This is a genomic window from Kribbella sp. NPDC050820 (genome assembly GCF_040653975.1).
GTDB lineage: Bacteria > Actinomycetota > Actinomycetes > Propionibacteriales > Kribbellaceae > Kribbella.
Map to the genome: position 1 here is coordinate 75,555 of NZ_JBFAHB010000028.1, position 22,505 is coordinate 98,059.

Here is a 22,505-nt window from a genome sequence, read left to right on the forward strand (position 1 = left end):
CCTGACCCCATGAGCACTGTCCTGGCAGCCACAGCCGCAGCACTCGCGTCGTACCTCTTGCTGCCCGCCCAACCATCCCTCCGCCGTCTCACCCACCGACCCCGCCGCCCCCGACCCCGCCCGCCCCGCCGACACCAACTAGCAGCCACCCTCGCCGCTCTCGGCCTCCTCTTCCTCTTCGGCATGCCGTGGTCCATCCCGCTCGCCGCCGCGGCCGTCTACCTCATCCCCAAGGCGCTAGCCCGCCTTGAACCAGCCGCCACCAAGCAACGAACCGCACAACTCACCCGAGATCTCCCCCTGGCCGTAGATCTCCTAGCCGCCTGCCTCCGCGCCGGCCGCCCACCCCAACAAGCCCTCACCACAGTCGCCGCCGCCATCCGCGGCCCCCTGGCCGACCTCTTCACCAAGGTCGCCCATCACCTGTCCCTAGGCGCCGACCCAATCGACGCCTGGTCCCACCTGCGCGCCGAACCAGCTTGCGCCCCCTTCGCACGAGCCATCGACCGTTCCCTCCGCTCGGGCGCCCCGCTCTCCAAGACCCTCGAACACCTGGCCGACGACACCCGTCAGGCCCACCACCACGCCGCCGACCAAGCGGCCCGCGCCATCGAGTCCCGAACTGCCCTGCCCCTAGGCCTCTGCTTCCTCCCAGCCTTCATCCTCCTGTCCATCGTCCCTACCATCGCCGACGCCCTGATCCCGTACCTAACCCGCCAATAGGAGCCACAGGCAACAAGTTGTCCCCAACCCAGAATCTCCTTGAAAAAAAGGCCTCCAACAACGGCACCTTGTCAGCAACAGATCCGGACACCCGGACACGAACCCTGGAGGCACCAATGCAAACCGCCGAGCCGACCCCCACCTCCACCCACCCCGCCCACAAAGCCCTCCGCCTTCCCACCAAGCGCCGATCCCTCCGCCGCTCGGAACGCGGAGCAGCCACCGCCGAGTACGCCGTCAGCGTCGTAGCAGTCTGCGGCCTAGGCGGAATCCTCGTAGCCCTCCTCAAGTCCGACGCCATGCTGAACGCCCTCAAAGCCCTCATCAACTACGCCCTCCAACTAGCCGGCGTAGAAGGCGTCCAGCTCTAACCGGACCGGGGTCGGTCGCACCCCCCTCCCCGCGACCGACCCCACCCCAACCACACCAGGGCATAACCCCCGCCGTACCAATCCCCGAACGGCGACCACAACCACAGCGCGCGCCGCAGTACGACGCGACAGCGGCCCGACGGATCCGGGCCACCCGCAAGACTCCGCGACGGATCTCCAACCAGGGCGGAGACAACCTCCCAACCCAAGGGCCGCCGCGCCACCAGCCCAAGCGCTCCCACCCCACCAATCCAAGCGCCGCCACGACACCACTCCAGCGCTCGCCGCGTCGGCCAACGCAAGGGGACCCCAGATGCCACGCCGGAACCCGCAGCACCTGACGACAACCAGCCACCCAGCTCGCACCCCCGCCAAGCAACAGAGCAACCGCACTCACAGGCATGTCGAGCGCCACCAGGCCCGGCGGTGTGGTGAGCGTGGTGCGGTGACCGCGGAGGTGGCCATTACGCTGCCCGTCCTGCTTACGATGCTCGTCCTGGGCATCTGGCTGATCGGCACCGTCGTGCTCAACATCCAGTGCACCGACGCCGCGCGGGACGTAGCCCGCGCAGTAGCCCGCGGCGAATCCCCCGAATCAGCTCAAGAGCTGGGCCGCCGCACAGGCCCCAAGAACGCAACGATCACCATCACTCGAACCCCCACAGATATCCACGTCAAAGTCACCGCCACTCCCAACCGCTCCGGCCCCCTCCTAGCCCCGTTCCCCACAACGCAGATAACAGCCGAAGCCACCCTCCAGGCCGAACCTTCCACCGAGAGCCCACCCCAATGACGACACACCCCAATCCCCAGCGACGCGTGAAGTCAGAGCGTGGCAGCGGCAGTCTCCTAACGCTCTTCGCCTGCCTGATCCTCGCAACGGCCGTCGCCATGGCGATCCTCTGGACATCCATCTCCACAGCCCGTCACCAACTAGCAGCCGCCGCCGACCTAACCGCCCTAAGCGCCGCCCACTCCCTAACCTCCGGCACCGCCGACCCCTGCACCACAGCCCACCGAATAGCCGCCACCCACCATGTAAACCTCACTGCCTGTCACGTAACCGCCGACACCGTCACCATCCGCGTGACCAAGCAACTAACCCTCCCAGCCCTCGGCACCCCCACCCTCACCACCCAAGCCCAAGCCGGCCCCGCCTAACCCAACCCCTGACCTCGCCACCCGTCGACGTACGCCGACCTCGCCACCCGTCGACGTACGCCGACCTCACCACCCGCCGACGTACGCCTACCTCGCGACCCGCCCATATACGTGCGCGTCGCCGCCTGTCGATGTACGCCCGCGTCGCCACCCGCCGGCGTACGCCCGCGTCGCCGCCTGCCGATGTGCGCCCGCCTCGCCGCCTGTCGATGTACGCGCGCCTTGCCACCTCGCCGACGTACGCCCGCCTCGCCCCTAGCGAGACGTGCGACCGCCTCACTGCGGCCCATCGCGCATTGCACCTCGACATCAGCTGGCTCGGCTTGGTGTGCCTGCGGCTTTCGTTGGCGTGCGCTGTGCTCGCCGTGACCGTGTTCGTGCAGGCCTGTCGAGCGTTGATCACGTGGTCCCGACCAGACGTCAGCGTGTGCGGGCGCGTTGTCTCGGGCCGTACGAAACTCGCGGCGGCTGTCGGGTCGTGAGGATGGGGTCTGGGCGGTCGCGATCTGGTCGCAATCTGGTAGAGATGGGGCGTTGATCTGGACGTGGTGTGTCGGCTGACTCCATGATCTGGAACCGAAGTCCTGCCCATCCTCCCGGACGCACTTCCCCGGCGCCCGGACGGTTACCCCGGAGGCTCGTTTGCCCGAACGCATCCGGCTGTTGCTGGTCGACGACCAGATCCTCAGTCGAGGCGTGCTCAGAAGCGGACTGGAGCGCGAGCGCGACCTGGAGATCGTTGCCGAGCTCAACCGTTCGGACGACGTGGTGGGCGCCGCGAAACGGCACCGGGCGAACGTCGCGCTGCTCGACGCGGCGGGGCCGGGGAAGGACAGCATCAAGGTGACCACGACGCTGCGTACGTCGATGCCGGAGTGCCGGGTCGTGATGCTGACGACGTACGGGCGGCCGATTCACTTCCGGCGCGGGCTCGAGGCAGGTGCGAAGGGGATCGCGTTGAAGGGGAGCCCGGCGCCGCAGTTGGCGGATGCGGTACGGCGTGTGCACCTCGGACTCCGCGTGGTCGACGCCAATCTGGCGGCCGAGAACCTCAGGTACTCCGAGACGCCGCTCAATGACGACGAGACGGACACCCTGCGGGCGGCGCGCGACGGTGGGTCGGTCGCGTTGATGGCGCGCAAACTCGAGGTGTCCGAGCGGGTCGTTCGTACCCGGCTCTGGTCCGCGATCGGCAAGACCGGCGCCCGCACCCGCTCCGACGCCATCCACATAGCCGAACGCAACGGCTGGCTCCTCGACTGAGAACATCCCCCCGACGCCTGGATTCCCGCCCCTCGGGTTCCAGGTTCTGCCATGTACGCGAGGCACCCGGCGAGCGAGCCGGTGTCGGACAACCGCAGCCGGGTCAGGTCGTCCGACTCGGACGCGGGTGCTGTCGCGGTGCACGACCCCGCACGCTGTCTGGTTAGGCGTTGCTGGATGAGACGTTGTTGCCGGGAGCGCGACGGGATCAGACGTCAGTGAGAGCCCGGGCCGTTTCTGGTGGCGTGCCCACCGACTCGACGGGCACGGAAGCCGCGCTCTTCGCAGTCAACTGGGCAGCTTGGATGCGATCGAAGCGGAACCACCTGATCGCGTCCCGGGTTTGGCAGTGCGCCACGAGGTACCACTGTGCTTCGGTATGAGCGATCAACACTGGGTCGACCTTGCGGATCGTGTGCTTTCCGTGATGGTCCTGGTACTGCAGCACCAGCACGCGGCGTTCCTGAAGCGCCCGCTCAATCGAGCGCCTGACCCGGGCATTCCCCGGGCTACCGGTGAGGTCGGTCCAGACGCGGTCGGTGAGAGCACTCGCGCGATCCCGCGTGGGGCGATCCACGACGCTCAGGATTTTGGTCAGGACCGCACGGGCGTGCTGCTCGAATGGTTGCCCACGGTGAGAAGCGACTGCGGCTGCAAGTCCGAGGATCTCTGCCTCGGTGAAGTTGACCGGCGGCAGGGTCGCTTGTGGGTCGACCACGTATCCACCGCCGGGTCCGGGGCGCGCCCAGAGGGGGAATCCGCCGTGCTGCAGGGTGGTGATGTCCCGCTTGATCGTGCGGATGCTGACCTCGAAGGTTCGCGCCAGTTGCTCGGCCGTTCGTCCTGCCTTGCCCGCCCTTCGAAGTTCCTCGCGAATGGCGTAGAGCCGGTCGGTGCGGTTCACCACAAAATGGTGACATACCGGTGACATGGCGGGGAGCAACGATTCGGACGTGACCATTCCACGAGACCCGATCTTGTTCATCAGTGGCGCAGGCCTTCCAGCTTGGGTGTGGGACGAAGTGCGCGACTTACTCGACGTCGGGACGACGGTCGCCCCTCGACCCGCGGAGGGCACGTCGGCAACGCTCCTTCGCTATGCCGAAGCGGCTATCGCGGCGGCACCGCGAGGAATCTTCGCAGTGGTCGCCCATTCCGTCGGAGGCGTCGTTGGCGCAGAAGTGGCCCGGCTTGTTCCCGACCGCGTCAGTGGGTTCTTGGCCGTGACAGCGGCCATCCCGGAGGCAGGACAGTCGTTCACCTCGGCGATGCCCCTCCCCAACCGATGGGTGCTTGCGGCAGCCATGCGCCTCGTCGGCACGCGGCCGCCCGACAAGGTGATCCGTCGGGGTCTTGGTGACGAACTGCCGGATGACGTCGTCGAACGCGTGGTGGCTGAGTTCAGGACCGAGTCGCGGGGCCTGTACCTGGACAAGGCAGCGGCGCCTTCATGGCCTGCCCGACGGGGTTACGTCGCGACGACCCGGGATCGCGAACTACCTCTGTCCCTGCAGGAACGGTTCGCACGACGACTTGACGCGAACTGGGAGGACAAGATCGATGCGGGGCACCTCCCGATGGTCCAGAACCCAAAGGCGCTGGCGGACTCCATTCACCGGTTCCTCGCGGCATGAGTACGTCTCTCGAGCCGCTCGTCGGTCCCCGGAACCCGCGGCGCGTCGACGGCTTCGGATGACTCCGACCGGGCGTGCTGGACAGCGGGTTGCTCGATGACCCACGCCAGCGCGCCCTCGGTGTCGAGGGGCGCCGACGAGTGGTTTACAACTATCACCGGCCGCGCAGAACCGCTGGCAGCACCCCTCCTGCATTGCCCTGCCGAGCGGCGCCAGCGACGTGCTGGCCTCATGCGCTAGGTGTCGAGTTGGTCTAGGAGCCAGCGGGGGCCGGTGGGGGTGGCGCCGGTGGTTTCGATGCGGTGGCGGAGGCCGCGGTCGGCGGTTACGACGGTGACCTCGGGATTGGCGTCGTGGGAGGCCGACTCGGTGGTGATCGCGACGATGGTGTCGTCGCCGGAGCCGTCGGCGAGGACTACGCGAAGGGTGCCGACGTCGGGGGCGTCGGGGCCCGAGACGGCTGCGCGGGCGGCGCCTTCGAGGATGACGATGATGTCGGTGGTGTCTTGAAGGCGTGCCTGGAGAGCGGCGAGCTTCACGAGGAGGCGGCGGGCGGCTCCGGCGCGGTCGCGCCACCAGCCGTCCGGGCGGGAGCCGACCACGTTGGCCGCGTCCACCACGATCACCTGGCGCCGTTGATCGGTCATGCCGTCAGTCTGTCAGCAAGTCATTCGGCCTGGTCGTCACCGGCGGCATCATCGCAAGGCACAGCGCTGAGCACGCGAGGCGGGCAGGCGAGGCGGGCAGGCTAGGCGGGCAGGCGAGGCGGGCATGCGGGATGGGGGTCAGGCGCAGAGGGAGATGATGCGGCCTTCGTGGGTGACCAGGTAGTGCGGGCCTGGAACCGCCGGGAGGGATTCGTGGGATGTGCGGACTGGACGGCGGGTGCCGTCGGGGGAGATGAGGACGGTGTTGGGGGCGTCCAGGGCGATGAAGGAGTCTTCGACGCGCAGGAGGATGGGGGCGGTGTAGGAGGCGGAGATCGCGGTGCGGCCGGCGGCGAGGCCGGCTAGGACGGCTTGGGGGAGTTCGTCGGGGCCGGAGGCGGCGGCGTCGACGGCGATCCAGGTGGTGGGGGTGCCGGGCAACGAGATGGAGGTCAGGTCGTGCCAGTCGCTGCCGCCGATCGGCGTCGTACTGGTCAGGCCCCAGGCTTGCCACCAGGCGATCGGGCCGCCCCAGGTGCGGTCGAGCCAGGTCGAGTGCCAGACCTCGGCGAGCGGTGGGTGGTCCGGGAGCGGTTGACGCCAGGAGCAGTCACCGCCGAGCGGATGGTTGATCGACAACAGTCCACCGCGCGCGGCCACCTCGGACACCCAGGTAGAAGCCGGACGGCGGAAGTCGATCACCCCGATGTCGCCGAACGCGTTCGCATGCCCGGACTCGGTCGTCACCTCCTGCCCGGGAATCAACCCGATCCCGAACTGCTTCCCGACCACCGGCAGTTCGAGGTGGTGCGAGACCGTGTTGTGGTCAGTCACCGCCAGCACGTCCAACCCGGCCGCAATCCCGAGCGCCGCGAGATTGGCGACCGGCGTAGACCCGTCGGAGTGCAGCGAGTGCGCGTGGAAGTCACCAGCGACCCACTTCATCCCAGGGGCCGCAGGCAACGTACGGCGAGGAGGCCGAGCCGGTACGGCGACAGCAGCAGAAGCCTCGGCGTACGCCGCCAAACCAGGCACCACGTCGACCGGACCCGTGACCGCCTCGACGATGAGCTCGGCCCCGTCGACCGGCAACCGATGCAGCCCGATGACCACCCACCACGTCCCCGGCTCGAGGTCACCCGCGAGATAACCCGGGGTCGCCGCGGTCGGAGTGATCGCAAACGTACGGCGTGCGCCGCCAGACCACCCGCGCCAGCCGGCAGCACCCTCGCACCCAAGGTCGATCACGGCTCCCTCGACCTCGGGCACCGTCAACGTAACCAGCAGACCAGGGCACCCGGCCGGAACGTCGACCGGCAGCGAGTGCCAGACCGACTCCGCACGATCGTCGAGCGTCCAACGGCGCCGGTACGACGTGACCGCCATCAGCCGACCGCAGCCGGCTGACGCGCCAGCAGGTCGCCCGACTCCCGGTCGTACAGCAGCACCCGTGAAGCGGGGGCCGTAATGACAACTGTGGCGCCAGGCTCGGGCTCCGCCTCTTCCGGCACGGTCACACCGATCAGCGTGCCGTCACAGTCGACGCTGACCAGGGACTGGGTGCCGAGGTTCTCCGCAACGACGACCTGGCCGCGCAAAGACGGACCGGTCACATCGCCATGAGCCAGAGTCAGGTACTCAGGCCGGATGCCGACGGTCACCTCGGCACCCGTCGGTGTCGAATACGTAGTCGCAGGCAACGATCCACCGGCCACCGAGACCACGCCGACCTCGTCCGACGAGAGGTTCGATCCAACCGTTCCCGGGAGGAGGTTCATCGGAGTGGACCCGATGAAGTTGGCCACGAAGGTGTTGGCCGGGCGGGCGAACACCTCGCGCGGAGACCCGAGTTGGCGCAGCTTGCCGGACTCCATGACGGCGATGCGGTCGGCCAGGGCCAGCGCCTCGGCCTGGTCGTGTGTGACGAAGACCGTCGTGATGCCGAGGTCGCGCTGCAGCTTCTTCAGGAACGTGCGCGCCTCCAACCGCAGCCGAGCGTCCAGGTTGGACAACGGCTCGTCCAGCAGCAGCACCTTGCCTTCGGAGGCGATCGCACGGGCCAATGCGACCCGCTGCTGCTGACCACCTGACAACTGGCCCGGCTTGCGTTCCAGGAGGCCGTGCAGCGACAGCTCACCAGCGGTCCGCTCGGCTGTCGCCGTACGAGTCGACAGGGGAACCCGCCGTACCTTCAACGGGTAGGTGATGTTCTCGGACACGTTCATGTGCGGGAACAGGGCGTAGTCCTGGAAGACCATCGCCACGCCGCGCTTGCCCGGCTCGGTGCGGGTCACGTCTGCGGCGTCGATCCGGACCTTGCCCTCGGTCGCCTGTTCCAGGCCCGCGATCGTCCGCAGCAGCGTGGTCTTGCCGCAGCCGGACGGGCCGAGCAGGGCGAAGAACTCGCCGTCCGCCACGTGCAGGTCCAGCCCGTCGACGGCGCGCACGCCGTTCGGGTAGACGGTCGCGAGGCCTTCGATGTCGATGCCCGCCATCAGCTCTTGATCCCTCCATGGAAGCGGAACCCGTACCGCGAGTTCACCAGCAGGTACAGCACGACGACCGGGATCGAGAACAGCAGCGAGAACACCGGCAGCACCTGCAGGTTCACACTGCCGCCCTCGTCGGTGAGGGTCTGCATCAGCACCGCCCCGGGCTGTAGGTCGATCGACCGGATGAGCAGGAAGGGCACCAGGAAGTTGCCCCACGAGTTGACGAACGCCCAGACCATGATGGTGGCCAGGCCCGGCCGCGCCACCGGGAGTACGACGTCGCGCAGGATCTGGCCCGTGGACGCGCCGAACACCCGAGCCGACTCCTCGTAGGACCGCGGCACCGCGTCCACGAAGTCCTTCAGGATGAAGATTGCCGCTGGCAAGAGCCCGCTGGTCATCACCAGCGCGACGCCGAACCGCGAGTCGATCAGCCCGAGCTGGTAGATCATCACGAAGATCGGCACCATCGCAGCCGTCCCGGTGACGACCGACGACAGCAGCAGCAACCCGTACAGCAGCGCGTCCCGGCCGGGAACCCGGACCCGCGACAGCGCGTAGCTGGCCAGCGCGGCGAACGCGGTCACTGCCACCGCGGTGGTCACGCAGATGACGAGCGAGTTCACCATCGAGTGCATCGCGTACGGGTGCTCGAGGGTCTTGCGGAGGTTGTCCAGCGTCCAGTCCGGCCAGCTCACCCCCAGACCGGGCGTAGCGTCGAACGGCGCCGACGCGATCCACAGCATGGGTACGGCGAAGAACAGCATGATCGCGCAGATCAGCACGTAGAAGCCGATCCGCCGTACCACGTAGGCCGGACTCATGAGCGCCTCCGAAGCAGCCGCAGGTAGATCAGCGAGACCAGCAGGTTCGCGATCAGCAGCAGGAACGAGATGGCCGAGGAGTAGCCGAGCTCACCGCCCTGCAGCGCCACGTTGTAGATGTAGACCGGCACCGTCTCGGACTCGTGGTTCGGCCCGCCCTTGGTGAGCAGGAACGGCGAGAAGTCGTTCGCCGTCCACAGCGAGATCAGCAGCGTGTTGGTGAGCACGTGACCCCGGATGTGCGGGAACACCACGTCGCGCAGCGTCTGCCATCCCGAGGCCCCGACCATCCGGGCCGACTCGAGCTGTGACGGCGGCACGGCCTGCAGCGCGGACGAGTAGAGCATCATCGAGAACGCCGTACCGCGCCAGGTGTTGAAGACCACCAGGCACGCCATCGGGTAGTCGATCAGCCAGGCCGTCCCCGGTGTGCCGAGCAGGCTGTTCAGCGTGCCGCCGTCGCGGTCGAAGAACGCGACCCACAGGTACGCGACCACCGTCGAGGGCAGGATCCAGGCCAATAGCACCAGCGCTTCGACAGTACGGCGTACGACGGGACGCGTACGGCGCATCACCCAGGCCAGCGTGAAGCCCAGGATGTTCTGGCCGATGATCGCGGAGCCGAGCACGAACAGCATCGTCAGCCACAACGCATTGTGGAAGAGCGCGTCGTTCAGCGCCTTGGTGTAGTTGGACAGGCCGACGATCGACGGCGACACCGCCTCGACGCCGGTCAGCCGGTAGTTGGTGATGCCGATGTAGATCGTCCAGAACGCCGGGAAGACCAGGAACGCGCCGATCAGCAGCAGTGCCGGTGCGACGAAGCCGAACGCCCGCCCGACACCGAGTCCGGCGACGTCCGCCGCCGGACTCCGTAGCCGTGTGCTCATCAGTTGCCGGCGACCTTGTCCTTGCTGCCGGCCGCCGCCTCGACCGCTTTCTGGTAGCCCCGCGCGGCGGCGTCGGTGGTCTTGCCGCCGACCACGTCCGCGGTGGCCTGCTGCAAGGCGGCCGAGATCTTCGGGTACTCCGCCAGGCCAGGCCGGTACTGCGTGATCGGCAGCACCTTGGTGGACACGAAGTTCAGCATCGGGTCGCCGGCGAGCACCTCGTTGTTGACGTCGGTGCGCTGGGTGATCTTCGCCGCGCCGTTCAGGGACTCCTTCACCATCTCCGCGGAGTTCATGAACTGGAGCAGCTCCCACGCCTGCTGCGGGAACTTGGTGTTCGGGTTGATCACGGTCGCGCCGCCACCGGACATCGAGACGAAGTCCTGGCCGTCGACGCCGCCGCCCGGGCGGGCGGCCGGGATCAGCGCGTAGCCGACGGCGGTGTCGCGGTCGGCCATCTTGGCCACGCCCTCCTTGGGCTCGACCACGCTGCGCCAGAAGTAGTCGCCCTCCAGCAGGATGCCGATCTTGTTCGCGGCGAACTGGGCGAACGACTTGTCCCGGCCCTTGGCCTCGCGCTGCAGCACCGGGTCGCCGAGACCGGTCGAGTAGATCTGGTGGTAGAAGTCGAGCACCTGGCGCAGCTTCGGGGTGTCGCCCAGCCACTTGCCGTCGGGGTAGATGGTCGTGCCGGTGCCGACCAGCAGCGGCAGCACGCCCTGCATGGTGGTCGCCTCGCCCATCGCCGTACCGGCGTTGATCTGGATCGGGGTGACGCCGGACAGCTTCTTCAGCGCCTGGCCGGCCGAGATGATGTCGTCCCACGACTTCGGCTGCCAGTCGGCGGGCAGGCCGGCCTGCTGGAACAGCTTCTTGTTGAAGTACAGCACCCGGCCGTCGGTCCCGCCGGGGACGCCGTACCGCTTGCCGTCGAAGCTGCCGAGCTGCTGGACCGCCTCCGGGATCTGCTTCCAGCCGTCCCAGTCGTCCACCTTGGCGGTGTCGCCGACGGTGTCGGTGAGCGGCTTGATGTAGCCGGCCTGGGCGAACTCACCGACCCAGATGCCGTCGATCTGAATCAGGTCCGGGCCGGACTTGTTCGACAGGTCCAGCGACAGCTTCTGCTTGTAGACCTCGTCGTCGGAGCCGTCGCCCTGGAACTTGACCGTGACATCGACACCCTTGCCCTTCTGCTCGGCGACGAACTTCGGGATCAGGACGTCCTCGATGAAGGTCGCGCCGGCACTGCTCTTGCCGCCCTTGACCGCGTTCGAGCCGATGGTCAGCTCGACCTTCTTGGCGTCGGCGTTGCGGCTGGTGTCCTGGTCGCCGCCGGTGTCGGACGAGCCGAGACAGCCGGTCAGCAGCGCGAGCGCGGCAGCGCCGAGGACTGCGGTGCTGGTCAACCGCGTGAGTGATCGCATCAGGGGTCTCCTTGCGAGGGTCGGTGCAGCGAGTGCCGGTCAAACATTGGCACTCGCGAGCGACTATGTGAAGACTTTTTCCGAACCCGGGGTAAACGTTGTCAGATGCTGCGAGCAACCATGTCAAGTCCGGATCCCGCCCGGCGCATTGCGGACCAGTTAAAGCATCCTCAAGGTTCTGTGGCAGCTGGTAGTTGATTAGATACATACTGTGACAGCAGGAGGTACGGTCTTGCCGATCGGTTCAGTGGATCGGAGGTGAAAGACATGCTGTTGCACGGACTGGCTTGCCTTCTCGACGACCTGCTCTGGCACTGCCACCACCACTGCTGGTGGTGACCGGCCCGGCCGCCTGGTGACGGCCGCGGACGACAGGGGAGGACGGTGATCCCGACGCGAGGCTCCCGCTGACGCGCAAGCAGCGGGGATCCGCAGCGCCGGACCCCGAGCACCGGTTCCGAACCGACGAGATCACCAGACCCACAACTGAAGGAGTGTCGATCACACCGAAGGAGTGAGAAAACAGCCGGCCCCGACATCGTCGGGGCCGGCTGTCCTCTGTGTGGCTGAGGATCCTCCTCGGATCAGCGCTGAGCCAGCTGCATCATCTGCTTCGGCAGCTCGGTCATCTGCGCCGGGATCGCCGTCTTCGGGCGAACCAGCTCGAGCAGGCTGGATGCGGCGTTCGCGATCGGCAACGGCAGGGCCAGGCCCAGAGCCGCGAGCAGCGCGTTCACGAGTGCCAGGACCGCACCCAGGATGTCCAGGCCCGGGAGCGGCAGCGCGCTCCAGCCCTGGACCGGTGTGCCGGACGCGGCCATGCTGCCGGTCGGCTGTGCCTGCTTGGCCTTCCCCTTGCCCAGCAGAGAGGTGAGGGCGAGACCGCTGGCGGCGTTCACGAACGTGCCCGCGCTCTCGTCGTAGCTCCACTTCTGCCCGTCGCCGTCACGGCACGGCAGGACCAGCAGTGGCGCCGAGGCCGGAACCTTGGCCAGGTCCGCACCGGTGTCCAGGCAGGCGCCGGTCTTGGCAAGGGCGCCACCGACGCTCCTGCTCATCGCGACCTGCAGCTGGCCGGACTCGGTGTAGATCCACTCCTGGGTCTTGCCCTCCTTGCCCGGCGCGCAGGCCATCATGACCGCCATCGGGACCTTGGCGGCCGCGACGAAGGTCAGGCAGTAGCGCGTGTCGGAACGAGTGGCGATCTGCTTGGAGACGCCTACCTCGACGCCCGGAGGCGCCGACTCGCGCGGCGAGACGTTCGCGGCCTCCGCCGGGAGGGCGGTCGCCAGAGCGACGCTGACGGCAAGCACCGTCACGCCGGTACGGCTCAACAGCTTACGGATGATCAAGACAACCTCCAGAGGTCGTGCCATCGCAGCTCGCGTCAGGTCGTCGGGACCCCGACCGCGGTGAGCCGGACCCGGCCCCGGGAACCGCGACGACACCCCTTGCGCGAAGGGCGAGGTGCGGGTCGATCCCCCGTGAGGAGGCGGTGCGGCCCGGAAGGCGACAGTGACTCAACGCGACGTTGACGCCACAACCAGTAAGGCACAGGAGGCTGACGCGTGGTTACGGCCAGACCCGGGAACTTGATGCCATTGGCAACTAACTGCCAAGTCGAAGTCGTTGCGCAGGGCATCGAAACCTGGCTGGAGGTTCGTCGTGCGGCAGCCGTGCTTCGATCGAGATCTTACGGCAATCTGTGGATATCCGGGGGACTCAGGGCATCGTTTGAGGCCGTTGGCAACAGAGTTGTCAGTGCGGTTGTTTGGACTGATCCGGATCCACGGTGGTGGGCTCTTCGGCAGTCGGCGCCTCGTCGCGGTCGGTGGTGAGTTCCGGCCGGGTGTCCGCGCTGCTGTCACTCTCGGTGACCTGGGCGCGGAGGTCACGCATCTCCTTGCGCCGGCGGTAGCCGCGACCGAGTCCCTTCTTCGTCAGCCACAGCCCGAAGATCAGGGTCGCGCCGGCCAAACCGCCGAGCACGAACACGGTGGCCACCGAGACACCGAAGTCGACGCCGAAGACCTCCATCGTGGTGGAGGCGCCGGACGTCACCAGGACGCCCAGGGCGAACAGGACGGCGAGGACGATCAGGACGATTCCGAGGACGGCCATGGCGAGCTGCCTCTCCGCCAGCCGGGCTGGCTGTTCAGGCCTCACTGCTGAGTAGTGCGGTGAGCAGCGCTACCGCGCCGCTCTTGTCGAGTGGGTTGTTCTGGTTCCCACACTTCGGCGACTGTACGCAGGACGGACACCCATCCGTGCATTCACAGTGTGCAATCGCCTCACGTGTCGCGGTCAACCACTCGCGCGCCGCGGCGTAGCCGTGTTCCGCGAATCCGGCTCCGCCCGGGTGGCCGTCGTACACGAAGACGGTGAGGCGGCCGGTGTCCGCGTGCCGGGCGGTGGAGACGCCGCCGATGTCCCAGCGGTCGCAGGTGGCGAACAGCGGCAGCAGGCCGATCGACGCGTGCTCGACCGCGTGCGCCGCGCCCGGTACGTCGTCCAGCCCGAGAGCGGCCACCGTGGTGTCGGGCATGGTCCACCAGACCGCCTTGGTCCGCAGGGTCCGCTCGGGGAGGTCGAGGGGCTGCTCGTCGAGTACGTCGCCGGTCGCGATCAGCTTGCGTTGGAACGACACGACCTGGCTGGTCACCTGGACCCAGCCGCGCGACAGCTCCGCCGTACCCCAGGAGCAGGTCTCCTCGGTCGCCAGGATGCTGATCTCCGTCACGTCCCGGGCGAAGGTGGTGTAGTCGGGGGCGGCCGGCTCCACGACGGCGGCGTACCCCTCCAGGTCGAGCGTCTTGACCAGGTAAGACTCCCCGGCGTGCACGTAGACCGCGCCCTCGTGGACCGACGCGTGCGCCGAGCCGCCGTCGACAGTGCCGAGCAGGCGGCCGGTCTGGTCTTCCACGATCTGCACTGTCTTGCCGCCCGCCGAGCGGATGTCGATCGCGTCCACCGCCCGCTCCCGCCGGGTCCAGAACCAGCCGTGCGGCCGCTCCCGGAGCAGGCCTTGCCGGACGAGCTGCTGGATGACCGATGGTGTCGTACTGCCGAAGATCTCGTAGTCGGCGGCGGTCAGCGGGAGCTCTTGGGCGGCGGCGCAGAGCTGAGGGCCGAGCACGTACGGGTTCTCCGGGTTGAAGACCGTTGCCTCGACGGGCCGCCCGAAGATCGCGGCCGGGTGCCGCACGAGGTAGGTGTCGAGCGGGTCGTCGCGTGCGATCAGCAAAGCCAGCGCGTCCCCACCGGCACGTCCAGCGCGTCCGGCCTGCTGCCAGAGGGACGCCCGAGTGCCCGGCCAGCCGGACAGCAGCACGGCGTCCAGGCCGGCGATGTCGATGCCGAGCTCGAGCGCGTTCGTCGCCGCGACTCCGGTGAGCTCACCGCTCTGCAGCATGCCCTCGAGCCGGCGGCGCTCCTCCGGCAGATAGCCGGCCCGGTACGCCGACACCTGGTCGGTCAGCCCGGGATCGACGTCGGCGAGGTTCTCCCGGGCGGTCATCGCGACCTGCTCGGCGCCGCGCCTTGACCTGACAAAGGCCACTGTCCGGACGCCGGTGACAACGAGATCAGTCAGCAGGTCGGCCACCTCGGCTGTGGCGGAGCGGCGTACCGGTGCGCCGTTCTCGCCGCGCAAGGTGGTCATTGGCGGCTCCCACAGCCCGAAGGCGACGCCGCCGCGGGGTGAGCCGTCGTCCACGACCTCCACCATCGGCAGGCCGGTCAGCCGCTCACCGGACACCGCAGGCTCGGCCACGGTCGCTGATGCGCAGACGAAGATCGGGTGAGCGCCGTACTGCGCGCAGACTCGGCGCAACCGCCGCAGGACACCGGCCACGTGCGCACCGAAGACACCGCGGTAGTGGTGACACTCGTCGACCACGACGTACTGCAGGCAGCCCAGGAAGCGGGCCCAGCGTTGGTGGTTCGGCAGGACCGAGCGATGCAGCATGTCCGGGTTGCTCAGTACATAGGTCGCGTGGTCACGGGCCCAGTCGCGCTCGGTGCGCTCGGAGTCGCCGTCCAGCGTCGTCGCCCGCAGGCCGGGCACCGTGTACGACGAGACCGCCCGGAGCTGGTCATGCGCGAGCGCCTTGGTGGGGGACAGATACAGCACGGAGGCCGTACGGCGATTTGGTGAGGCGGCCTGCGCGATGCTCAACGTGGCGAAGGCGGGCAGCAGGTAGCCGAGCGACTTGCCCGACGCCGTCCCCGTCGCGACCACCACATGCTTGCCTGCGTACGCCGCTTCCGCCGTCGCGACCTGGTGAGTCCAAGGCGCCGTGATGCCGGCGTCCGCGAGCTGGCTGAGCACCTCCGGCGGCGCCCAGCGCGGCCAGTCGCAGGTCTGCCCGAGGCGAGGCGGCACGGACTCGACATGGGTCAGCCGGTCGTCGCGGCCCAGGGCGAGGCGCTTCAGCACAGTCGTCGCCTCACCACCCACACGCATGACTCTGAGCTTAGTTACGCCCTCGGACAGTGCTGATCCGGTCCGGCCCATCTTGTGCAGATGCGGATGCACGCGGCATTTTGGGCACTGAGATCGACTTCAGGTGTAACGAGATGAAAGAGTTTTCGGGAACGGTCCTACTCACGGTCCGTACATGGTTGAATGCAGCAGTTCACGGGATCGGAGGCCGAAGTGGATCTGTCGCTCAACACCCGCGCCGAGGGCGGGCGTACCGTCATCGAGGTGGCGGGGGAGATCGACGTCTACACCGCACCGAAGCTCCGCGAGAAGATCGCCGCCCTCGTCGACGAAGGTGTCCACCACCTGGTGATCGACCTGGAACGTGTGGAGTTCCTGGACTCCACGGGTCTCGGCGTCCTCGTCGGCGGACTGAAACGGGTGCGCACCCACGACGGATCCCTGTCCCTGGTCTGCACCCAGGAACGGCTGCTCAAGATCTTCCGGATCACCGGCCTGACGAAGGTCTTCGACATCCACCCGGACGTCGCCTCGGCGATCTGAAGCATGCGAAAAGGTATCCACAGAACTACGAAGAGTGACTGGGGCGGTGGGGAGGGGTAGCAACGGTATGGCGGTTCTTGCCTGACATCGCGGGTATGGCGTAGACCACCCTGTCGTCAGGTCTGGTCGGATACCCGTTAGAGTGACCCACCGCGCCAGTCATTGGCGCTGTGTCGTATTTTCCCAACCCTTCGGTTGCGGCAAACGGGGGCCGTCAAGCCCGGAAGGGTTGCCTACAAGGAGGACGGATGTCCGCGCTGCTTGCACAAGCGGTGGATCTTTCGTCGAGCAACACCACACTGGTGATCGTCGTCGGAGTGATCGCGATCCTCGCGGTCGCCATTGCGATGGTCTTCCGGGGCCAGGTGCTTGCCGCGAACGATGGCACCGAGAACATGAAGACGATCGCTGCTGCGGTCCAGGAAGGCGCCTCTGCCTACCTGAACCGGCAGTTCCGGACGTTGTCGATCTTCGCCGTGGTGGCGTTCCTGCTGCTGTTCCTGCTGCCCGCGCACAGTGACGGCGACAACGAGACCACGCTGAAGATCTTCCGGTCCGTCTTCTTCCTGGTCGGTGCGGGCTTCTCCGCCCTGATCGGCTACCTGGGCATGTGGCTCGCGACGCGCGCCAACGTCCGGGTCGCCGCGGCGGCCCGGGACGAGGGCCGCGACCCCGCCATGCGGGTCGCGTTCCGCACCGGTGGAACGGTCGGGATGGCGACGGTGGGCTTCGGCCTGTTCGGCGCCGCACTCGTCGTCCTGCTGTTCAAGGGTGACGCCCCGACCGTGCTCGAGGGCTTCGGCTTCGGCGCCGCCATGCTCGCCATGTTCATGCGTGTCGGCGGCGGTATCTTCACCAAGGCCGCCGACGTCGGCGCCGACCTGGTCGGCAAGGTCGAGCAGAACATCCCCGAGGACGACCCGCGCAACGCGGCCACCATCGCCGACAACGTCGGTGACAACGTGGGTGACTGCGCCGGTATGGCGGCAGACCTGTTCGAGTCGTACGCCGTGATGCTGGTGGCATCGCTGATCCTGGGCAAGGCCGCCTTCGGCGAGCAGGGCCTGATCTTCCCGCTGATCGTGCCGGCCATCGGTGCGATCACCGCGGTCATCGGCGTCTTCCTGACCCGCCCGCGCACCGGCGAGAACGGCCTGCGGACGATCAACCGGGCGTTCTACCTGTCCGCGATCATCTCCGCGGTGCTCTGCACCGTGGCGGCATTCGTCTACCTGCCGAGCAACTTCGGGGACCTGACCGGCGCGACCGAGGCGATCGCCGCCCACGACGGCGACCCGCGCCTGATCGCCACCGTCTCGGTGCTCATCGGCATCGTGCTGGCCGCGATCATCCTGGCCCTGACCGGCTACTTCACCGGCACCGAGGACAAGCCGGTCAAGGACGTCGGCAAGACCTCGCTGACCGGCGCCGCGACCGTCATCCTGTCCGGTATCTCGGTCGGCTTCGAGTCGGCCGTCTACACCGCGCTGGTGATCGCGGCCGCCGTGTACGGCGCCTTCCTGGTCGGCGGCTCCGGCGTCGTCGCGCTGTTCGCGATCGCGCTGGCCGGTTGTGGTCTGCTGACCACCGTCGGCGTCATCGTCGCGATGGACACCTTCGGCCCGGTCTCCGACAACGCCCAGGGCATCGCCGAGATGTCCGGTGACGTGGACGGCGAGGCGGCCCAGATCCTGACCGAGCTGGACGCCGTCGGCAACACCACCAAGGCGATCACCAAGGGCATCGCGATCGCGACCGCCGTGCTGGCCGCGACCGCGCTGTTCGGCTCCTACACGGACTCGATCTACGCGGTGCTGGACGACGCGGGTGACCGGGCCTTCAACGCGGACGCGCTGGTCTTCGACCCGTCCACCCTGGTCGGCCTGATCATCGGCGCGGCTGTGGTGTTCATGTTCTCCGGTCTCGCGATCAACGCCGTCGGCCGGGCCGCCGGCGCGGTCGTCTACGAGGTCCGTCGCCAGTTCCGCGACATCCCCGGGATCATGGAGGGCACCGGCAAGCCGGAGTACGGCAAGGTCGTCGACATCTGCACCCGCGACTCGCTGCGTGAGCTGGCCACCCCGGGTCTGCTCGCGATCACCGCGCCGATCGCCGTCGGCTTCGGCCTCGGCGCCTCGGCGCTGGCCGGCTACCTGGCCGGCGCGATCGCGTCCGGCACCCTGATGGCGGTCTTCCTGGCCAACTCCGGTGGCGCCTGGGACAACGCGAAGAAGCTCGTCGAGGACGGCAACCACGGTGGCAAGGGTTCGCCCGCGCACGAGGCCACCGTCATCGGTGACACCGTCGGTGACCCGTTCAAGGACACCGCCGGCCCGGCCATCAACCCGCTGATCAAGGTGATGAACCTGGTCTCGGTGCTGATCGCCCCGGCCGTCGTGGGCATGTCCGCGATCGGCGAGGACACCAACACCCCGCTGCGGATCGGCATCGCCGTCGCCGCGGTGGTGATCCTGGCTGCGGCCGTGATCGTCTCCAAGCGCCGGGAGTCGGTCATCGCCGACACCCCCGCCGAGGTGAACGCCGCCGCCTGATCCAGGCAAGCAGCAGAACGGCCCGCCGGTCATCCGGCGGGCCGTTTCGCATGGACCCAGACAGTCGACCGCTTTAGTGTCGTCGGTAGGTGCTGACGTCTGAGGGCAGGGAGGTAAGGGGGGTGCCTCGGCGACAGAGCAACGGTTCTGCCTCTCCCCGACTGACGGCGATCGCCCGGCTGTCGGCGCTTCTGCTGCTGGTCGCGGCGGGCGTGCTGGGTGCGGCACAGCCCGCCAGCGCCGCGACGACGCAGGAGGACGTCACCTACCTCAACGCCGCCCACCAGACCCATCTGACGATCATTCAGGCCGCCCAGGCGGCCAAGACCCAGGGCCGGACCAGGTGCGTGCAACAGGTCGGCGCCCTGATGGAACGCGACCATCGCAGGCTGGCCGCGCAGGACCTCGAGGCCGCCAGCCAACTCGGCGTCGGGCTGGTAACCATCCCTTCGCAGGCCCAGCGCCAGCAGCTCGACGCCCTCGAGGCGAAAGCGGGGGCGGCTGGGTACGACGCCGCCTGGCTGGCCTTGCAACGGCAACAGCACCAGCAGCTCCTGACGCTCATTGCCACCGAGCTGAAGAACGGCACAGAGCCAGCCGTCGTGTCCGTGGCCAAGGGCGCCCAGCCCGTGGTCCAGATGCATCTGCGGATGGTGTCACCCAGCTGTCGCATCATCAGCGGCTCTCCCGTGGTGCCCACCGGCGACGGTGGCCAGGTCGCAGACGCCCAGCGGACTCGCTCGCTGACCGCGCTGGCCCTGCTCGGCCTCGGCGTACTCCTCCTCCGAGGTAAGTCGGTCCCGGCGCGTCGGCGCCTCGTCGGCGTAGTAGCGCTGGGAACAGGGTTGTTCATGGTGTTCGGCGGGCTGCCGGGTGACACCGGTGAGGTTCCGAAGGCCGGCACCACCGCGGCGGAGCGGGAAGCCGCCATTCCACCGGTCCGGCTCTCGGTGCCTGGCTTCCTGGACGCATCGGTGGCCCCGGTCGCGACCGGCGTCGACGGCCTGCTGCAGATGCCCAAGTCGCCCGTCGACGTGGGCTGGTGGGCTGCTGGCGCCGCGCCGGGCGCGTCCGGCGGCACCGTGCTGCTCGCCGGCCATGTGGACTCCGCCCGCCACGGGCGCGCGGTGTTCGCTGCGCTGTCGCAGGTGCCGGTCGGAGCCAAGGTCGCGGTCACGTCCGGGGATGGCGACGTACACCAGTACCGGATCGTGGCTCGCCGCACCTACCGGCAGCAGGACCTGCCCACCGACCTGTTCCACGGCGCCGCGAAGCCTCGGCTGGCGCTGGTCACCTGCATCGGCACGTACAACCAGACAACTCGGCGCTACAGCCACAATCTCGTGCTGTACGGCGTTCCCGTGGACTGACGCCGTTTCGCGTTAAACCACGCGTTGCCGTCATTCGGTGGTGACTTCCATCTTTTCCACGGTTATCCGGAAGTACCGCCGTACGTCGACTTTCGGCTGATGCGGCCGGTGGGGTCGATGGGGGATCGTCGGGGTCGTGGTCAGGGCTTTAACCGATGGCAGCGTGCTCCGGCCGGACGGCAGAATCAACCCAGGGGTGGACACAGCGGATCCGCCCCGGGTCCGATGATCCGGCCCGGTCGGACCTCGATACTGATCTGGACAGCACCGCCCGACGAAGTGCAGCACTGGCGCGTCACCGAACGAGGAGTACGGCGATGATCGAGGCAATGGGCCTCACCAAGCGATACGGCGCAACCGTTGCCGTAGACAACCTGTCTTTCGAGGTGAAACCGGGCAAGGTGACCGGCTTCCTCGGCCCGAACGGGGCCGGCAAGTCCACCACCATGCGGATGATCCTCGGCCTGGACACCCCGACCTCCGGCGACGTCCGGATCGACGGCCAGCGCTACCGCGACCTGCACCAGCCGCTGACCAAGATCGGCGCGCTGCTGGACGCCAAGTGGGTGCACCCGAACCGGTCCGCCCGGTCCCACCTGGCCTGGATGGCCGCCTCCAACAAGCTGCCGAAGGAGAGTGTCGACAAGGCGCTGGAGATGGTCGGCCTGACCTCGGTCGCGAACAAGCGGGCCGGCGCCTACTCGCTGGGCATGTCGCAGCGGCTCGGGATCGCCGGCGCGCTGCTCGGCGACCCGGAGGTGCTGCTGTTCGACGAGCCGGTCAACGGCCTCGATCCCGAGGGCATCCTCTGGATCCGGAACTTCATGCACCGGCTGGCCGCCGAGGGCCGGACCGTGCTGGTCTCCAGCCACCTGCTGTCCGAGATGGCGCAGACCGCCGAGGAACTGATCGTCATCGGCCGCGGCAAGCTGATCGCGCAGAGCTCCACCCAGGAGTTCGTCGACCGCGCCAGCGGCACCACCGTCAAGGTGCGGACCCCGCAGCTGGACCAGCTGGCCGGCGTCCTGCACCAGCAGCAGCTGGTCACCCGGATCGAGGACGTCGAGAAGGAAGGCAAGGTGTTGTTCGTCGAGGGCGACCTGACCACCGACCAGGTCGGTGAGGCGGCCGCCGCGCACGGCATCGTGCTGCACGAGCTGACCCTGCAGCGCGGCTCGCTGGAGCAGGCGTTCATGCAGATGACCGGGGACTCGGTCCAGTACCACGCACACGACGAGCTCGCCCACGTCGGCGACGTGAACCTGGACGCACCGTCGAACGTCGAGGTCGTCTCGGGTCCGAAGGAGGACAACTGACATGTCGCTGATCACCGTCGAGCGGATCAAGCTCTTCTCCACCCGCTCACCGTGGTGGTGCATGATCGTCGCGGCCGTGCTGTCGATCGGCCTGGCCGCGCTCGCCACCGGCTTCGCGACCGGTCCGGACGAGGCCCGGGTGACCCCGGCGATGACGCAGTTCGGCGTCGGGCTCGGCCAGATGGTCATCATGGTGATGGCTGCGCTGGCGGTCACCACCGAGTACCGGTTCGGCACCATCCGGACCAGCTTCCAGGCGGTCCCGCAGCGCGCCGCGCTGCTGCTCAACAAGACCGTGGTGGTCGCGACCCTGGCCGCTGTCGTCGGCCTGGCCGCCTCCTGGGGCTCGTGGGCGATCGGCAACCTGCTGGCGCCGAGCGCGGACATGGCCATCAACACCTCCGCCGAGTGGCGGCTGATGTTCGGTCAGGGCTTCGTCTACGCGCTGTCCGCGATCTTCGCGATCGCGGTCGGCATCCTGATCCGGCAGAGCGCCGGCGCGATCGCGATCCTGATCCTCTGGCCGCTGCTGGTCGAGAGCCTGCTGCCGCTGATCCCGAAGATCGGCGACGACCTGCAGAAGTGGACGCCGTTCACCAACGCGAACCAGTTCCTCAACGGCGAGCAGGACATGGGCCTGGCCGGCGCGGACGCGGCGGGCGCCTCCACCGCGCTCTCGCCCTGGTGGGCGCTGGCCTACTTCGCCGCCTGGGCCATCGGCATCCTGGTCATCGCGCTGTTCACGGCGAGCAAGCGCGACGCCTGAGCACCTGACGTCGTCCCCGGCCCTGGTTGAGGGGCCCTGGCCGGGGACGCGAGGGCCCGGCCGGGCTGAGGGGTCAGAAAGGAAC

Annotated in this window: 21 protein-coding genes; 11 read left to right on the forward strand and 10 right to left on the reverse strand. The window is 68.3% G+C overall.

What is annotated here, in order from left to right; genetic code table 11:
- Positions 1-9: 9 nt before the first annotated feature.
- The 5 genes from AB0H36_RS23725 (at position 10) to AB0H36_RS23745 (ending at position 3,518) form a co-directional block, all read left to right on the forward strand.
- Positions 10-723 (forward strand): type II secretion system F family protein, encoded by a 714-nt coding sequence (locus AB0H36_RS23725; protein WP_360527204.1) that lies wholly within the window; start codon positions 10-12, stop codon positions 721-723.
- A gap of 116 nt (positions 724-839) precedes the next feature.
- Positions 840-1,094, forward strand: coding sequence for a DUF4244 domain-containing protein (locus tag AB0H36_RS23730; RefSeq protein WP_360527207.1), 255 nt, complete (start codon positions 840-842; stop codon positions 1,092-1,094).
- A 445-nt stretch (positions 1,095-1,539) separates the two neighbouring features.
- A complete protein-coding gene (locus AB0H36_RS23735) occupies positions 1,540-1,887 on the forward strand; it encodes a TadE family type IV pilus minor pilin (RefSeq protein WP_360527210.1) in 348 nt (115 codons plus the stop codon).
- A complete protein-coding gene (locus tag AB0H36_RS23740; protein ID WP_360527213.1) occupies positions 1,884-2,255 on the forward strand; it encodes an Rv3654c family TadE-like protein in 372 nt (123 codons plus the stop codon). Before AB0H36_RS23735 ends, AB0H36_RS23740 begins: the two co-directional genes overlap by 4 nt.
- Before the next feature lie 642 nt (positions 2,256-2,897).
- A complete protein-coding gene (locus AB0H36_RS23745; protein ID WP_360527216.1) occupies positions 2,898-3,518 on the forward strand; it encodes a response regulator transcription factor in 621 nt (206 codons plus the stop codon).
- Positions 3,519-3,726: 208 nt separating this feature from the next.
- On the opposite strand, the gene AB0H36_RS23750 is transcribed toward AB0H36_RS23745, so the two are convergent.
- On the reverse strand, positions 3,727-4,422 hold the full coding sequence (locus AB0H36_RS23750) for a WYL domain-containing protein (protein WP_360527219.1): 696 nt from the start codon (positions 4,420-4,422) through the stop codon (positions 3,727-3,729).
- Positions 4,423-4,471: 49 nt separating this feature from the next.
- On the opposite strand from AB0H36_RS23750, the gene AB0H36_RS23755 reads away from it, so the two are divergent.
- Positions 4,472-5,152 carry an alpha/beta hydrolase gene (locus AB0H36_RS23755; RefSeq protein ID WP_360527222.1) on the forward strand — a complete coding sequence of 227 codons (681 nt, stop codon included), beginning with the start codon at positions 4,472-4,474 and terminating at the stop codon, positions 5,150-5,152.
- A 236-nt stretch (positions 5,153-5,388) separates the two neighbouring features.
- Here the strand turns inward: AB0H36_RS23755 and AB0H36_RS23760 are convergent, their stop codons facing one another.
- From AB0H36_RS23760 to AB0H36_RS23800, 9 genes are all read right to left on the reverse strand, one after another.
- On the reverse strand, positions 5,389-5,799 hold the full coding sequence (locus AB0H36_RS23760; RefSeq protein ID WP_360527225.1) for a hypothetical protein: 411 nt from the start codon (positions 5,797-5,799) through the stop codon (positions 5,389-5,391).
- Between the two features lie 138 nt (positions 5,800-5,937).
- Positions 5,938-7,185, reverse strand: coding sequence for a CehA/McbA family metallohydrolase (locus tag AB0H36_RS23765; RefSeq protein WP_360527228.1), 1,248 nt, complete (start codon positions 7,183-7,185; stop codon positions 5,938-5,940).
- Positions 7,185-8,294 (reverse strand): ABC transporter ATP-binding protein, encoded by a 1,110-nt coding sequence (locus AB0H36_RS23770; protein ID WP_360527231.1) that lies wholly within the window; start codon positions 8,292-8,294, stop codon positions 7,185-7,187. The genes AB0H36_RS23765 and AB0H36_RS23770 overlap by 1 nt, the downstream gene beginning before the upstream one ends.
- The gene (locus AB0H36_RS23775; protein ID WP_360527234.1) at positions 8,294-9,115 is read right to left on the reverse strand and encodes a carbohydrate ABC transporter permease; all 822 of its coding nucleotides are present in this window, start codon (positions 9,113-9,115) and stop codon (positions 8,294-8,296) included. Before AB0H36_RS23775 ends, AB0H36_RS23770 begins: the two co-directional genes overlap by 1 nt.
- Positions 9,112-10,005 (reverse strand): sugar ABC transporter permease, encoded by an 894-nt coding sequence (locus AB0H36_RS23780; protein ID WP_360527237.1) that lies wholly within the window; start codon positions 10,003-10,005, stop codon positions 9,112-9,114. Before AB0H36_RS23780 ends, AB0H36_RS23775 begins: the two co-directional genes overlap by 4 nt.
- On the reverse strand, positions 10,005-11,429 hold the full coding sequence (locus AB0H36_RS23785) for an extracellular solute-binding protein (RefSeq protein ID WP_360527240.1): 1,425 nt from the start codon (positions 11,427-11,429) through the stop codon (positions 10,005-10,007). The genes AB0H36_RS23780 and AB0H36_RS23785 overlap by 1 nt, the downstream gene beginning before the upstream one ends.
- A gap of 584 nt (positions 11,430-12,013) precedes the next feature.
- Complete coding sequence (locus AB0H36_RS23790; RefSeq protein WP_360527243.1) at positions 12,014-12,781, reverse strand: hypothetical protein; 768 nt, start codon at positions 12,779-12,781, stop codon at positions 12,014-12,016.
- Positions 12,782-13,187: 406 nt separating this feature from the next.
- Positions 13,188-13,550 carry a hypothetical protein gene (locus AB0H36_RS23795; protein WP_360527245.1) on the reverse strand — a complete coding sequence of 121 codons (363 nt, stop codon included), beginning with the start codon at positions 13,548-13,550 and terminating at the stop codon, positions 13,188-13,190.
- A gap of 34 nt (positions 13,551-13,584) precedes the next feature.
- The gene (locus tag AB0H36_RS23800) at positions 13,585-15,894 is read right to left on the reverse strand and encodes a DEAD/DEAH box helicase (protein ID WP_360527248.1); all 2,310 of its coding nucleotides are present in this window, start codon (positions 15,892-15,894) and stop codon (positions 13,585-13,587) included.
- A 192-nt stretch (positions 15,895-16,086) separates the two neighbouring features.
- Here AB0H36_RS23800 and AB0H36_RS23805 point away from each other — a divergent pair, with 192 nt between their 5' ends.
- The 5 genes from AB0H36_RS23805 (at position 16,087) to AB0H36_RS23825 (ending at position 22,420) form a co-directional block, all read left to right on the forward strand.
- Entirely contained in the window at positions 16,087-16,416 is a 330-nt protein-coding gene (locus tag AB0H36_RS23805) for an STAS domain-containing protein (RefSeq protein WP_360527270.1), read from the forward strand.
- A gap of 248 nt (positions 16,417-16,664) precedes the next feature.
- Entirely contained in the window at positions 16,665-18,968 is a 2,304-nt protein-coding gene (locus AB0H36_RS23810; protein ID WP_360527251.1) for a sodium-translocating pyrophosphatase, read from the forward strand.
- Positions 18,969-19,090: 122 nt separating this feature from the next.
- A complete protein-coding gene (locus tag AB0H36_RS23815; protein ID WP_360527254.1) occupies positions 19,091-20,338 on the forward strand; it encodes a DUF4142 domain-containing protein in 1,248 nt (415 codons plus the stop codon).
- A gap of 317 nt (positions 20,339-20,655) precedes the next feature.
- Positions 20,656-21,654, forward strand: coding sequence for an ABC transporter ATP-binding protein (locus AB0H36_RS23820; protein ID WP_360527258.1), 999 nt, complete (start codon positions 20,656-20,658; stop codon positions 21,652-21,654).
- Position 21,655: 1 nt separating this feature from the next.
- Positions 21,656-22,420: a hypothetical protein gene (locus AB0H36_RS23825; RefSeq protein WP_360527261.1), complete on the forward strand. Its 765-nt coding sequence runs from the start codon at positions 21,656-21,658 to the stop codon at positions 22,418-22,420.
- Positions 22,421-22,505 lie beyond the last annotated feature (85 nt).